The organism is Mycobacterium sp. (assembly GCF_035653355.1).
Taxonomy (GTDB): Bacteria; Actinomycetota; Actinomycetes; order Mycobacteriales; family Mycobacteriaceae; genus Mycobacterium.
This window is the reverse complement of sequence record NZ_DASRBZ010000080.1, coordinates 1-12,887: the sequence shown is the minus strand read 5'-3', so window position 1 is coordinate 12,887 and position 12,887 is coordinate 1. Positions and strand designations below refer to the sequence as shown.

13 protein-coding genes and 1 pseudogene are annotated in these 12,887 nt (G+C 67.6%); 7 read left to right on the top strand and 7 right to left on the bottom strand.

Features of this window, described 5'->3' with window-relative positions:
• Window positions 1-103 precede the first annotated feature (103 nt).
• A complete protein-coding gene (locus tag VFA16_RS02620) occupies window positions 104-919 on the top strand; it encodes an AraC family transcriptional regulator (RefSeq protein ID WP_324966321.1) in 816 nt (271 codons plus the stop codon).
• A 62-nt stretch (window positions 920-981) separates the two neighbouring features.
• On the opposite strand, the gene nadC is transcribed toward VFA16_RS02620, so the two are convergent.
• From nadC to nadA, 3 genes are read right to left on the bottom strand one after another with little or no spacing between them, the layout of a single operon-like run.
• Window positions 982-1,836 carry a carboxylating nicotinate-nucleotide diphosphorylase gene (nadC, locus tag VFA16_RS02615; RefSeq protein WP_324966320.1) on the bottom strand — a complete coding sequence of 285 codons (855 nt, stop codon included), beginning with the start codon at window positions 1,834-1,836 and terminating at the stop codon, window positions 982-984.
• Entirely contained in the window at window positions 1,836-3,413 is a 1,578-nt protein-coding gene (locus VFA16_RS02610) for an L-aspartate oxidase (protein ID WP_324966319.1), read from the bottom strand. The genes nadC and VFA16_RS02610 overlap by 1 nt, the downstream gene beginning before the upstream one ends.
• Window positions 3,410-4,459, bottom strand: coding sequence for a quinolinate synthase NadA (gene nadA / locus VFA16_RS02605; protein WP_324966318.1), 1,050 nt, complete (start codon window positions 4,457-4,459; stop codon window positions 3,410-3,412). The genes VFA16_RS02610 and nadA overlap by 4 nt, the downstream gene beginning before the upstream one ends.
• A 47-nt stretch (window positions 4,460-4,506) precedes the next feature.
• Between nadA and VFA16_RS02600 the strand changes: the two genes are divergently transcribed.
• Together VFA16_RS02600 and VFA16_RS02595 are read left to right on the top strand one after the other, a co-directional pair.
• Window positions 4,507-5,211 (top strand): NUDIX hydrolase, encoded by a 705-nt coding sequence (locus tag VFA16_RS02600; RefSeq protein ID WP_324966317.1) that lies wholly within the window; start codon window positions 4,507-4,509, stop codon window positions 5,209-5,211.
• Between the two features lie 75 nt (window positions 5,212-5,286).
• Window positions 5,287-6,624 carry a lipase family protein gene (locus VFA16_RS02595; protein WP_324966316.1) on the top strand — a complete coding sequence of 446 codons (1,338 nt, stop codon included), beginning with the start codon at window positions 5,287-5,289 and terminating at the stop codon, window positions 6,622-6,624.
• Window positions 6,625-6,660: 36 nt separating this feature from the next.
• On the opposite strand, the gene VFA16_RS02590 is transcribed toward VFA16_RS02595, so the two are convergent.
• From VFA16_RS02590 to bioB, 3 genes are read right to left on the bottom strand one after another with little or no spacing between them, the layout of a single operon-like run.
• Window positions 6,661-7,320, bottom strand: coding sequence for a DUF2567 domain-containing protein (locus VFA16_RS02590; RefSeq protein ID WP_324966315.1), 660 nt, complete (start codon window positions 7,318-7,320; stop codon window positions 6,661-6,663).
• Entirely contained in the window at window positions 7,317-7,547 is a 231-nt protein-coding gene (locus VFA16_RS02585; RefSeq protein ID WP_324966314.1) for a hypothetical protein, read from the bottom strand. The genes VFA16_RS02590 and VFA16_RS02585 overlap by 4 nt, the downstream gene beginning before the upstream one ends.
• 13 nt (window positions 7,548-7,560) lie before the next feature.
• Window positions 7,561-8,580: a biotin synthase BioB gene (gene bioB, locus VFA16_RS02580; RefSeq protein WP_324966313.1), complete on the bottom strand. Its 1,020-nt coding sequence runs from the start codon at window positions 8,578-8,580 to the stop codon at window positions 7,561-7,563.
• Between the two features lie 161 nt (window positions 8,581-8,741).
• Between bioB and VFA16_RS02575 the strand changes: the two genes are divergently transcribed.
• The 4 genes from VFA16_RS02575 (at window position 8,742) to VFA16_RS02560 (ending at window position 12,636) form a co-directional block, all read left to right on the top strand.
• On the top strand, window positions 8,742-8,918 hold the full coding sequence (locus VFA16_RS02575; protein ID WP_324966312.1) for a hypothetical protein: 177 nt from the start codon (window positions 8,742-8,744) through the stop codon (window positions 8,916-8,918).
• A gap of 117 nt (window positions 8,919-9,035) precedes the next feature.
• Window positions 9,036-10,898 (top strand): hypothetical protein, encoded by a 1,863-nt coding sequence (locus tag VFA16_RS02570; RefSeq protein ID WP_324966311.1) that lies wholly within the window; start codon window positions 9,036-9,038, stop codon window positions 10,896-10,898.
• Entirely contained in the window at window positions 10,898-11,272 is a 375-nt protein-coding gene (locus VFA16_RS02565; protein WP_324966310.1) for a hypothetical protein, read from the top strand. The genes VFA16_RS02570 and VFA16_RS02565 overlap by 1 nt, the downstream gene beginning before the upstream one ends.
• Entirely contained in the window at window positions 11,269-12,636 is a 1,368-nt protein-coding gene (locus tag VFA16_RS02560) for a hypothetical protein (RefSeq protein WP_324966309.1), read from the top strand. Before VFA16_RS02565 ends, VFA16_RS02560 begins: the two co-directional genes overlap by 4 nt.
• A 6-nt stretch (window positions 12,637-12,642) precedes the next feature.
• Here VFA16_RS02560 and VFA16_RS02555 read toward each other — a convergent pair.
• Window positions 12,643-12,887 (bottom strand): annotated as a pseudogene (locus VFA16_RS02555) (hypothetical protein); the annotation flags it as partial.

The following is a 12,887-nucleotide window of genomic DNA, read 5'->3' as shown; positions in this document are numbered from 1 at the left end:
CTCTATGTGTATGGACGCCATACCGGCAGCGTGCCCGCCGGTCGCGGCGGGGTCTTGACGATTCTTGCGGGTAGTTGTCGTAGCCGCGGGCTACGCTCGCGCCGTGCTGTCAGCGGTCACTCTCGCCGTCCGGCCGCAGTTCAGCTTGCACGCGGTGACCTGCCGACCGGATTGTTCTGGCTGGTTGCCGGACGAGCGAGCGGTGCACGCACGGCTTGTGCTGGTCCGGGCGGGCCGATTTCGACGGCGGGCAGCCAACGGCCCGGTGGATCTCGACCCGACCGTCGGATACGTGAGTATGCCCGGCGACGAGGAGCACTTCGCGCACCCTCATGGCGGCGACCGGTGTACTTCCGTTCAACTGAGCGACGCGTCATGGTGGCAACTCGTCGGCGAGCCCGGCCGCATTCGCTCGACGGTGTATATCGACGCGCGGATGGATCTCGCGCACCGGCGGCTGCTGAGAGCCAGACAGGCTGACATTGACTACTTGGTGGCCGAGGAACTGCTGGGTCTGGTTGCAGCCGCGCTGCGCGTCGCGGCCGAGCGCCGCATACCGGTGGACGACCGGCCAGCGCCCGCTGATCAGCGACTCGTGGAGCGGGCTCGGGCGGCGATCCACGATGACCATCCGGCGGCGCGCGGGCTATTTGCGCTCGCAGAGCTGCTTGGCACGTCGCCCTACCGGTTGAGCAGGGCATTCCCCCGAGAACTGGGCGTTTCGCTGACCAGGTATCGCAATCGCGTAAGGGTGGGACGGGCCCTCGAGCTGCTGCAAGGCAAGACGGCCGCACTGGCGGACGTCGCTGCCTCGCTCGGCTTCGCCGACCAGGCGCATTTCACCCGCGTAGTGCGTCAGCATGTCGGCTCTACCCCGGCCGTGCTGCGTCAGGAACTACGCAGTCTCGCCCAGACTTAAACTATTGCGACGCTCCGCGGGGGCGTGTCCGCGCAGAGGTTTACGTGTCGCGACGTCCGGCCTCACATATCCAGGCCGATGTCCACCACCCGCGCCGAGTGGGTCAGCGCACCGATGGCCAGGTAATCCACGCCCGTACCGGCGTACGCCGCAGCGTTATCGAGGGTCAGTCCGCCCGAGGATTCGAGTTTGGTTGCCGGAGCCCGCGCGTCGCGGCGCTGCACCGCGATCTGCGTCTGCCACATCGGGAAGTTGTCCAGCAGCACCAACTCCGGCTTCTCCTCCAGCACCTCATCGAGTTGTTCCAGCGAATCGACTTCCACCTCGCACCGCAGCTCCGGTGCGGCCTCGCGCACCGCCCGCAGCGCTGCGACCACCGAACCGGCCGCGGCGACGTGGTTGTCCTTGATCAATGCCGCATCACCCAGGCCCATCCGATGGTTGACGCCCCCGCCGACGCGCACCGCGTACTTCTGCAGCGCCCGCAGGCCGGGCAGCGTCTTGCGGGTATCCCGGATCTGCGCCTTGGTGCCCTGCACGGCATCGGCCCACGCCGCTGTCGCGGTGGCGATGCCCGACAGGTGGCAGAGCAGATTCAGCATGGTGCGCTCCGCGGTCAGCAGTCCGCGGGTGGCCGCCTCAAGCGTCAACAGTGCCGAGCCCGGCTGCAGCCGGGCGCCGTCGTCGACGCGGTCGAGTACCCGGTACTGGCCGCCAAGCACTTCGTCGAGCACCAGAAGCGCAACGTCCAGTCCGGCGAGCACCCCCGTTTCCCGGGGCACTAGCGACGCGGTCGTCACCGCCTCGGCCGGCACAGTTGCCACCGTCGTGACGTCCGGGCCGTACCGCAGATCCTCGTCGAGGGCGCGGGCGATCGTGACCCGAGCCTCGGCCAGCTCGCAGTCCGAGAGCGCCATCAGCACACCGCCGCCAGCGCCTCGACGTGGACCGTGGCTTCGTCTTCGGCCAGCCGAACCACACTGCTGCGGGCCTGCTCCGCGGCGGCGTGCGGGTAGTCGGCGCGCGTATGACAGCCCCGGCTCTCGTCGCGGGCAAGCGCGGCGGCGGCGACGGCTCGAGCGGTCAGGGTCAACGCCACGTCTTCGACGTCGGCACGGTGGGCCGTGCGGCGCGGCGCCGCCGCTGACAGCGTGTCGATCAACCGGCGCAGCCCGCCGGCGTCCCGGACCACGGACGCATCGCGGGTCATTGCCGGCTGCAGCTCTCCACGCTCCAGCGCCCGATCGTCGACGGGCTCAGCCAATCTTGCGTGCGAATGTCCGACGGCCGCTGCGTGGGCCGCCGCAGCACGTCCAGCGCGTCCGCCGACAACGAGGCCCTCCAGCAGGCTGTTGGACGCCAACCTGTTGGCGCCGTGCATCCCGGTCCTGGCCACCTCTCCGGCGGCGAACAGCCCAGGCAACTCGGTGCTTCCGTCGACATCCGTGACGACGCCGCCGCAGCTGTAGTGCGCGCCCGGAATCACCGGGATGGGTTCGCGCACAGGATCAATGCCGACCGCCCGGCAGGCCGCTGTGACGGTCGGAAATCGCGACTCGAAGCCCGCGATCCCGCGTGCATCTAGGTAGACACACGGATCATGGGTTGCCTTCAGTCGCGCGTCGATGGCGGCCGCCACCACGTCCCGGGGTGCCAGATCGCCCATCGGATGCACGCCAGCCATCACCGAATGACCCTGGGCGTCAACCAATGTGGCGCCCTCACCGCGGATGGCCTCAGTGACCAGCGGTCGGCGTCCTCCGGCATGCCCGTCGTACAGCATGGTGGGGTGAAACTGGATGAACTCGATATCGCTGACCGCGACACCGGCCCACAGCGCCAGCGCGATCCCGTCGCCGGTGGAGCCATCGGGATTCGTGGTCGCGCTGTAGAGGTGCCCGAGACCGCCGGTGGCCAAGATCACCGACGGCGCATGCACGACGCCGAGTCCGTCGGCATTGAGCACCGATACCCCGGTCACCGCGGCGTCGTCGTGCAACACCCGTACGGCCGTGTGCTCGGTGCGGATATCCAAAGCGGCAGCGGCATTGTCGAGCACCCGCTGAACCTCGGCGCCGGTGGCATCCCCGCCGGCGTGCACCACCCGGCGCCGCGAATGCCCGCCTTCTCGGGTCACCGCCCACCTGCCGGAGAGGGCTTCGTCGAATTGCGCTCCGTTGCTTGCCAATTCGGCCACCGCGCGATAGCCGTCGGCGACGATGGAACGCACCGCCTCGGGGTCGCACAGGCCCCCGCCCGCGGCAAGCGTGTCGGCAACGTGAGCGTCCACCGAGTCGGCGCTGTCGGGCAGCACCACCGCGATCCCCCCTTGGGCGTAGTGGGTGGCGGTCACCCCGCTTTTCTGGTGCGCCTTGCTGAGCACCATCACGCGGCGGCCGGCGCGATGGGCGGCCAGCGCGGCAGCCAGTCCGCCGACGCCGGTGCCGATCACGACGACGTCGGCCGACTGCTGCCAAGCCGGAGTTGTGGTCATTCGCCGCCGCCGGGCTGGCCGATCTCGATCATCCGCTGCACGCTGCGCCGTGCCAGCCGCGACGTGTCGGGGTCAACGTCGACTTCGTCGGCGCCGTCGAGCAGGCAGCGCAACAGCGCCGCGGGGGTGATCATCTTCATGTACCTGCACGATGCGCGGTCGTTGACAGCCTGGAAGTCGACGCCGGGCGCAGCCCGCCGCAGCTGATACAGCATGCCGACCTCGGTGGCCACCAGCACCTGACGGGCAGGGGTGGCGCGGGCGGCGTCCAGCATGCCGCCGGTGGACAAGATCTTCACCCGCTCCGGCGGGAACGCGCCCTCTCCGGCGAGATACAAAGCCGAAGTGGCGCAACCACATTCGGGGTGAACGAACAGTTCGGCGTCGGGGTGGCTGCGGGCCTGACCGGCGAGCTCGTCGCCGTTGATACCGGCGTGTACGTGGCATTCGCCGGCCCACACGTGCAGGTTCGTGCGGCCGGTCATGCGGCGCACGTGCGCCCCGAGGAATTGGTCGGGGCAGAACAACACCTCGCGGTCCGGGTCAATGGAGTTGACCACGTCGACGGCATTCGATGAGGTGCAGCAGATGTCGGTGAGCGCCTTCACCGCGGCGGTGGTGTTGACGTAGGACACCACCACAGCGCCGGGGTGCTCGTCCTTCCAGGCCTGGAGTTCCTCCGGGGTGATCGAGTCGGCCAGCGAGCAGCCCGCCCGCTGATCGGGAATCAGCACGGTCTTCTGCGGGCTCAGGATTTTGGCGGTCTCGGCCATGAAGTGCACACCGCAGAAGACGATGGTGTCTTCAGGCGCGTCGGCCGCCACCCGCGACAGCGCCAGCGAGTCGCCCACATGGTCGGCGACATCCTGAATGGCCGGCAGCTGGTAGTTGTGCGCCAGGATTGTGGCGTTGCGAAGCTGCGCCAGCCGCCGAATCTCCGCCGCCCACTGTTCGTCACCGTCGACACCGGTAAAGCCAGCCGGTGACTCGACGATGCGGGCAGCCAAGTCATCTGCCAGCGTGTCCGTGCGATTCAGGACCGTCATGGCCGTTCCTTTCGCCCTGGGGGGGTTTTCGACTTACAATCGAAAACGTGGTTCATGGTAGCACCGGCCACGAGGTTCTCGCCGTCGTGTTCCAGGTTCGGGGTCCCGAAAGGCCCTGTGGCAGCGAGAAACCGCAGCTCAGTGTGCTGTTGTGGCAGCGGGCACGTGAGCCGCAGCTGGGCGCGTGGGCACTGCCCGGCGGGCGGCTACGCCACGACGAAGACTTGACGACCTCGGTTCGGCGGCAACTGGCCGAGAAGGTCGATCTGCGCGAGCTCGCGCATCTGGAGCAGCTGGCGGTGTTCTCCGATCCCCACCGGGTGCCGGGTGATCGCGTGATCGCGTCGACGTTTCTGGGACTGGTGCCCTCCCCCGCCACCCCGGAGCTGCCGCCCGACACCCGCTGGCATCCGGTGACCGCGCTGCCGCCGATGGCGTTCGACCACGGCCCGATGGTGGCCCACGCGCGGACGCGGCTGATCGCCAAGATGTCATACACCAACATCGGATTTGCTTTAGCCCCAAAGGAATTCGCGCTGTCCACGCTGCGGGACATCTACGGTGCCGCACTGGGCTACCAGGTAGACACCACGAATCTGCAGCGGGTGCTGGCCCGCCGCGGCGTCATCACCCAGACCGGCACCATCGCGCAGTCGGGCCGCAGCGGGGGCCGTCCGCCCGCGCTGTACCGGTTCACCGATTTGCAGCTGCGGGTCACCGACGAGTTCGCTGCGCTTCGGCCGCCCACGTAAGGCCGTGACAGGCGCCACACCGCGAGACGGCGGGGCGACTGGATTCTTAAAGGACTCTTAAGTAACAATTACCCGATGGACCCAGCCAGCCTCGCAACCACAACCGGCGCCGAATGGATCGCCCGGCCGCCGCACGAAGAGCTGCGCCGCAAGGCCCGCCCGCTGCTGCCGTCAGAGGATCCGTTCTACCAGCCGCCGCCCGGCTTTGAGCACGCGCTGCCGGGCACCGTGTTGCGCTCCCGCGATGTCGAGCTGGCGTTTTTGGGCCTGGTACCGCAACGCACCGTTGCCACCCAGCTGCTGTACCGGACGACCGACATGAACGGCAAACCGGAGGCCACGGTCACCACGGTGATCGCTCCCCGGGAGGTTGCGCCGGGGCAGCCCTGCCCGCTGCTGTCGTATCAGTGCGCGATCGACGCGGTGGCGTCCCGCTGTTTCCCGTCTTACGCGCTGCGGCGCTACGCCAAGGCGATCGGCGCGTTGGCGCCGTTGGAGTTTTTGCTGATCAACGCCGCCCTCGCCGAGGGGTGGGCGGTGTCGGTGCCAGACCACGAAGGCCGCCACGGGACGTGGGGCGCCCCTTACCAGCCTGGCTACTGCATTCTCGACGGCGTGCGCGCCGCCCTCGGCTCGGAGCGCCTCGGGTTGTCGACGTCGGCGCCGGTGGCCTTGTGGGGCTACTCGGGCGGCGGGCTGGCCACCGCGTGGGCCGCCGAACTTTGCGCTGACTACGCGCCCGAGCTCGACATCGTCGGCGCGGTGCTGGGATCGCCCGTCGGCGATCTTGGCCACACTTTCCGCCGGCTCAACGGCGGCTTCCTTGCCGGACTGCCGACCCTGGTGATCGCCGCGCTGGCGCACGTCTACCCCGATCTGGACCGGGTGATCAAGGAGCACACCAACGAAGAGGGCCGCACCTTGCTGTGCGAACTCGAGGACATGACGACGGTCGGCGCGGTCATCCGGATGGCGGGCAAAAACGTCGGCAGATATCTCGACCGGCCGCTCGACGAGATCCTCGGGATGCCGGAAGTCCAATATGTGTTCGACAACATCAAGCTGGGCAAAACGGTGCCGACACCCCCGGTCCTGATCGTTCAGGCGGTACACGACTACCTGATCGCCGTCGACGACATCGACGCCCTGGCCGACGCCTATTCCGGTGGTGGGGCCGATGTCACCTACCACCGCGATGCCTTCAACGAACACCTGCTGCTGCATCCGATGTCGGCGCCGATGACGCTGCGCTGGCTGCAGGACCGCTTCGCTCGTCGACCGCTGAGCGACCACGTGATCCGCACCACGTGGCCAACCATCTTCAATCCGGCCACCTACGTCGGCATGGCCAGGCTGGGCAAGATCGCCGCGAAGGTCATCACCGGCAGGCCGGTACACCGCCGCCCGCTGTAGCTATGACGCGCGTAGGCGACGGCGAGTAAGCGCAGCTTACGAGCAAGAAGCCGAGCCATCGTGCCCCGCGCCGCCCGACGACGTCGTGACCGCCGTCGGCGCTTCCGGTGACTCCACGGCCGGATAGCCACCCAGGTCGTCACGCGTTGCCGACGCGACGAGCAGGGCATACACGAGTGCTGCCGTCGCGGCCGGCAACAGCAGCGTACAGCCGATCTGCAGCAGGCCGTGACCGAAGAACAGCGGCGGCGCCTCGGTGAAGTAGTGCACGCGGTGCTGGGGCGTCACCGGGGCGCGATCGATGTCCACGACGCCGTAGCGGGCATGCACCAGCAGCGCACCCAGCGCCGTCGCGGCCGCGGCGGCGCCGACCATGCCAATCGACAACCCGGCCACCATTGCCGGTCCACGGTGCGCCTGCCATTGCCACACCAGGACCGCAGCCACCACCGCAACCACGGTCAACAGCCCCAGCATCAGAAACGCGGCGACAAAGAAGTGGTCGGCTTCGTTGCCGAGGTAATCGAGCACCCGATCACCTTCGTGGGTTAGTGCCACGACACCGTGGATGCTCGGGGCGATCCACGACCACAGCCCGCCGATCACCACGCCGGTCGCCACGAGGCCCGACACCGCAACCGCGATCGCCCGCCGCCGCGACGTGCGAGGGGCGTCGCAGGGCCGCGGGTCGGTCATCGCTGCACGTCCAGGTCGGCGGAGTCCACCCGGCCGTGCCGTGAACACTTCGCCCACCAACCGTCGGGCCGGACTTGCACCACCATCCGGCGGCCGCATTCGGCGCAGAATCGGGGCGGCTCCAGTCCCAGTTGGGCTGCCGTCGGCGGCACCGAGGTGCCCGCGGGGTCCCCGGTGTAGACGTTGTAGACGCCCGCGCCGACCGGAGCGGGCAGATCGCGAACCATTGACCTCTAGTATCTACAGGCTCGCGTTGAGCGCCTTGATCGGCATCTGGAGATCGTCGAGCAGTTGCAGGTCGGCTTCGGCCGGCCGGCCCAGCGTGGTCAGGTAGTTGCCGACGATCACCGCGTTGATGCCGCCCAGCATGCCCCGCTTGGCACCGAGGTCGCCGAGAGTGATCTCGCGGCCACCGGCAAACCGCAGCATCGTGCGAGGCAGCGCCAGCCGGAAGGCGGCCACCGCCTTGAGTGCTTCACTGGCCGGCAGCACCTCCAGGTCGCCAAACGGGGTGCCCGGCCGCGGATTTAAAAAGTTCAGCGGCACCTCGTCCGGACCGAGTTCCGCGAGCTCGGCGGCGAATTCGGCCCGCTGCTCCAGCGTCTCCCCCATGCCCAGGATGCCGCCGCAGCAGACCTCCATCCCGGCCTCGCGCACCATCGACAAGGTGTCCCACCGCTCTTCCCAGGTGTGGGTGGTCACGACGTTCGGGAAAAACGAGCGGGCGGTTTCGAGGTTGTGGTTGTAGCGATGTACCCCCATCGCCGCCAGCTGCTCGACCTGTTCGGCGCTGAGCATTCCCAACGAACAGGCGATATGGATGTCGACTTCATTGCGGATCGCTTCGATTCCCCCGGCGACCTGTGCCATCAGCCGGTCGTCGGGGCCGCGCACCGCGGCCACAATGCAGAACTCGGTGGCGCCCGTCTTCGCCGTCTGCTTGGCCGCTTCTACCAGGCTCGGAATGTCGAGCCAGGCACTGCGCACCGGCGAAGCGAAAAGCCCGGACTGTGAACAGAAGTGGCAATCTTCCGGGCAGCCACCAGTTTTCAGGCTGATGATGCCTTCGACCTCGACGTCGGGCCCGCACCAGGCCATTCGAACCTCATGGGCCAGGGCCAGCAGTTCCTCGAGCCGGTCGTCGGGCAGCTGCAATACCCGCAGCACCTGGTCTTGGCCCAGTCCCTCACCGCGCTGCAGCACCTGCTGGCGAGCCACCGCCAGAATGTCGGTGGTGGGCCGAGTTGCCGCCTGAGTCACCCGGTACTCCCTCGTGTTGGCACACAAAACGCGCCGGGCTCGCACCAGCCCGGCAGAAACGGTGTTCACGTTAGGGTACGGGCGCGCCACCGCACAAACGCGCGCCGGCCCATGCATGAGATGGCAGCCAGCCGGGTACGTTCACCTGTATCGACCGATCAATGGACGCCATAAGCCAGTTGCGCGTGGAATACGTCGCACATCACTGGGTCTTGCTGGCAGGCCCCGCGTTTTTGCCGGCGGTGATCGTCGTGGGCGTGGTGCTGTATGTCGCGATACGCGACAGGCGTAGCGCAGATCAGGACAACCCGACCAAAGTGAGCGAGAAGTCGGAATGAACATCGCTTGGTTCGGCAAATTTCGTGTTTGAGCTCGCAACGGATCGGTAACCTACCGTGGAGTAAGTCGCCGCTCGGCGGTCAGGCTCTCGGGCGGCCCAGTGCGGTTGGGAGGCGATGACGGTGGGCTCAGCGGTTATTGCGGAAGCGCCGGCGCGTGGTGCCGGGCTCAACCAAGTGATTGGCCTGACTATCGCCGCGGCGGTGATAGTCGCATTGATGCTGTGGATCGGGTATGCGCACCGCACGCACCGGATCAACTGGTTGGCCCGGGCCGGCGAGCGGCTGGGTGAAAAATTCAACCGTCCTGCGTGGGTAGCACTGCCGGTGCTGGTGTTCACCACCTCGATCATCTGCGCCCTGTTCGGCTTTATCTGGGACGTCAGCTGGCACATCGGCAATGGCCGCGATCCCGGCCCGCTGGCCAACCCTGCGCACTACTTCATCGTGATCGGCCTGTTCGGCATCTTCCTGGCGGGCATGATCGCGGTGGTGATGCCGTTCGACCGGCCTGGTCCCGCAGCGGTGCGCATCACCCGCGACTGGTACGCACCGGTGGGCGGTGTGCTGATGGCCGGGTGCGGGCTCTACGCCTTGTTGGGTTTCCCGCTCGACGACATCTGGCATCGCATCTTCGGTCAAGATGTCACCCTCTGGGGCCCAACGCATTTGATGATGATCGGCGGCGCTGGGTTCTCGATTTATGCGGCACTGATGCTGGAATACGAAGGCGGGCGAGAGCTGCCGGACACGCCGGCCGAGGGTACGTACCAAAAACCTGAACGTCCGTTCATCCAGTTCCTCCGCTACCTGTCGTTCGGCGGCCTGTTCATCGGGATGTCGGTCTGGCAGATCGAATTCGACTTTGGAGTCCCACAGTTCCGGCTCGTGTTCCAGCCGATGCTGATCGCCGCGGCGGCCGCGGTCGCGTGCGTCGCAGCGCGCATCACGATGGGGCGCGGAGCGGCGATCATCGCGGCCCTGTTCGCGATCGCCCTGCGCGGCGCTGTCGCAGTGCTGGTCGGGCCGATCCTGGGAGCTCCGATCAACTGGTTCCCGCTATATCTCGGTCCAGCGGTGGTGGTCGAGTTGCTGGCCCTTACACCGCTGCTGCGACGCCCGCTGCTGTTCGGCGCCGTTTCCGGCTTGGCTGTGGGCACGATCGGGCTCTGGCTGGAGTCGCTGTGGATCGGCGCGGTGTACCACTACCCGTGGCCGGTCAGCCTGTGGCCCGAAGCCCTGGCAATGGCCGTGCCGGCGGCGGTGATGACCGGACTGTGCGGCGCGATGTTGGGCATGGTGCTTACCAGCCAACGCCTGCCGGGCCGGGCGGTCGGCATCACCATCGTGGCGCTCACGGTGCTGGTGATCGGCGCCGCGGTGGCCAACGGACTGCATATCCGAGTGCCGAAACAAGACACCGCGACCATCAAGCTGACCGACGTGCCCAGCCCACCGGGGCGGCGCATGGTGTCGGCCGACGTGCAGGTCAATCCGCCGGACCTGCTCAGTAAGCACCCCGACTGGCTGACGATCCTGTCTTGGCAAGGGCGGATGAGTGATCACCGCGGTTTGATGATCGACTGGCTCAAGCCGGTCGGACCCGGCCACTACCAGTCCACCCAGCCGGTTCCGGTGTGGGGAACCTGGAAGACGTTGCTGCGCGTCCAGGACGGCAGGACGATGACGGCGGTGCCGATCTACGCACCGGCTGACGACGCCATTCCGGCGCCCGAGATACCGGCTCTGGCCACCAGCACCCGTCCATTCGTCCTCGAGGTCACGATCCTGCAGCGCGAACGCGACCCGAACGTGCCGGCGTGGCTGTTCACCGCGGGCGGAATCGTGGTGCTGATCTTCACGCTGATGGTCATCTCGGCGCTGACGTGGGGCGCCGGCCGGATCAACGCCCGCGACATCGCGCCGAAGCAGCCGGAGGAGATGAAAGCGGCGGATCGCTCCCCTCCACAGGCAGCGTGATGATGGCGAAAGCGATTCGCGGGGCGCTGGTCATAGCCGCAGCCGCGGCGCTGATCTGCGGCCTTGTCGCGTGCGGCGGCTCGTCGAATAAAGGCGGGCCGCCGAACGCCCTCGTGGTCAACGTCACGATCAGCAAGGGGCAAGTCACCCCGAGCAATGCCACGTTTGAGGCCAAGGCCGGCGCGCCGATCACCTTCGACGTCACCAGTGACGCCCCCGACGAGCTGCACGTGCATTCCACGCCCGATCACAAGTTCCAGATCGCCGCAGCAGCCAACCAAAAGTTCGAATTCAAGGTCGACGTCCCCGGCAATGTGGAAGTCGAGCTACACCACCTGGACCGCACCATCGCGACAATCCAAGTGCGCCCGTGAGCAAGGCTGGCGCCGCTGACGTACTGGCGCACGGTCTTGGCGGGTCGAGCGATCTGCCGGTGCCCTACGCCTACGCGGTGGTGGGTGCGGCGTGGGCGTTGACGTTTACCTTCGCGCTGGTGGCGTTCGCGTGGCGGAAGCCGCGGTTTGATCCACTCAAACCCGGACGTCCGCTGCCGGAGGTGATCACCGCGCTGGTCGACGCCCGCGTCACCCGCGCGACGGCCGCCGGGGTGGCATTGGTGTTCGCGGTGTGGGCGGTGCTGGCCGGCTTGTTCGGCCCGCAGACGCCGAACAACGCCATGCTCGGGGCGTTTTACGTGCTGCTGTGGGTGGGGCTGGTAGCGCTGTCGCTGCTGTTCGGGCCGGTGTGGCGGGTGCTCTCGCCCGTACGCACGGTGTATGTGCTGCTGCAGCGCATCACCCCGGAGCGTCTGCGCGGACCGCGAATGTCGTACCCGGAAAGCTGGGGATATCGCCCCGCTGCTGTAGGGCTGTTCGCATTCGTGTGGATGGAGTTAGCCAGCCCCAACTCGGCGTCGCTGCCCGCGGTCAAGGTGTGGCTGCTGGTGTACGTGGTGGTGTTGCTGGCCGGGGCATGGCTCTGCGGTCAGCGGTGGCTCGCCCGGGTCGACCCGTTCGGGGTCTACAGCATGGCGGTTTCGCGGCTGTCGCCGTTTCGGCGCAACGCGGTCTCGGGGCAGATCGTCATCGGCAACCCTTTTGACCACCTGCCGTCGCTGCCGGTTCGGCCCGGTGTCGTCGCGATGCTGGCGGTGCTGCTTGGCTCGACCGCATTCGACAGCTACTCGGCCTCACCGACGTGGCGCAACTTCGCCGACCGACTGTCGCGCGCCGCCCACGCGGTGCCGCCGACCCTGTCGTCGTCAGTGCTCCGCAGCATCGGGTTGCTGGTCTTCATTTCGGTTGTGGCGCTGACTTTTTCGCTTGCCGCGCGTGCGACCGGCGGTGTCGACCGCGAGCAGCGCCGGGCGCTGCCCGGCCAGATGGCGCACTCGTTGATCCCGATCGTGGTGGGCTACATCTTCGCCCACTACCTGTCGTATCTGGTCGAGCGGGGTCAACAGGCCATCTTTGCGCTCGCCGACCCATTCGGCCGCGGCTGGAACCTGCTCGGGCTGGCCCATCTTCATGTCGCGTATGTGCTGTCCATGCATCCATCGGTATTGGCCGGCATCAAGGTGACATGCGTGGTCATCGGCCACATCGTGGCGGTCATCGCTGCCCACGACCGCGCCCTTCGGCTGTTGCCGACGGGTCACCAACTCACCGGCCAGCTCACCATGATGCTGGTGATGGTGGGCTACACGTTCACCGGCCTGTATCTGCTTTTCGGCGGCTAGCCGCCGTCAGCCGATCAGGTACTCAGCCTTCGTGTTGCCGTCCCAGCGGCGCAAACCGGTGATGCTGCCGGCGATTTCGGATGGCCGGCCAACGATGCGCAACGCCCGTCCCAGCTGGGCGCCCCCTACCCGGCGGGCCATCGTGACATGCGCGGTCCAGTTGCCGGGCGTGCTGTTCGCCATGGGCGCGGGCACCATATGCGGCCGGCATAGCCGGTGCACCTCTGCGTGCGCCGTCAGCAGCTGCGCCG

Excerpts from the sequence above, each read along its gene's own strand:
- nadC (WP_324966320.1), bottom strand. The coding sequence starts at position 1,836 with ATGGCGCTCTCGGACTGCGAGCTGGCCGAGGCTCGGGTCACGATCGCC.
- VFA16_RS02610 (WP_324966319.1), bottom strand. The coding sequence starts at position 3,413 with ATGACCACAACTCCGGCTTGGCAGCAGTCGGCCGACGTCGTCGTGATC.
- nadA (WP_324966318.1), bottom strand. The coding sequence starts at position 4,459 with ATGACGGTCCTGAATCGCACGGACACGCTGGCAGATGACTTGGCTGCC.
- VFA16_RS02595 (WP_324966316.1), top strand. The coding sequence starts at position 5,287 with ATGGACCCAGCCAGCCTCGCAACCACAACCGGCGCCGAATGGATCGCC.
- VFA16_RS02590 (WP_324966315.1), bottom strand. The coding sequence starts at position 7,320 with ATGACCGACCCGCGGCCCTGCGACGCCCCTCGCACGTCGCGGCGGCGG.
- VFA16_RS02585 (WP_324966314.1), bottom strand. The coding sequence starts at position 7,547 with ATGGTTCGCGATCTGCCCGCTCCGGTCGGCGCGGGCGTCTACAACGTC.
- VFA16_RS02575 (WP_324966312.1), top strand. The coding sequence starts at position 8,742 with ATGGACGCCATAAGCCAGTTGCGCGTGGAATACGTCGCACATCACTGG.
- VFA16_RS02570 (WP_324966311.1), top strand. The coding sequence starts at position 9,036 with ATGACGGTGGGCTCAGCGGTTATTGCGGAAGCGCCGGCGCGTGGTGCC.
- VFA16_RS02565 (WP_324966310.1), top strand. The coding sequence starts at position 10,898 with ATGATGGCGAAAGCGATTCGCGGGGCGCTGGTCATAGCCGCAGCCGCG.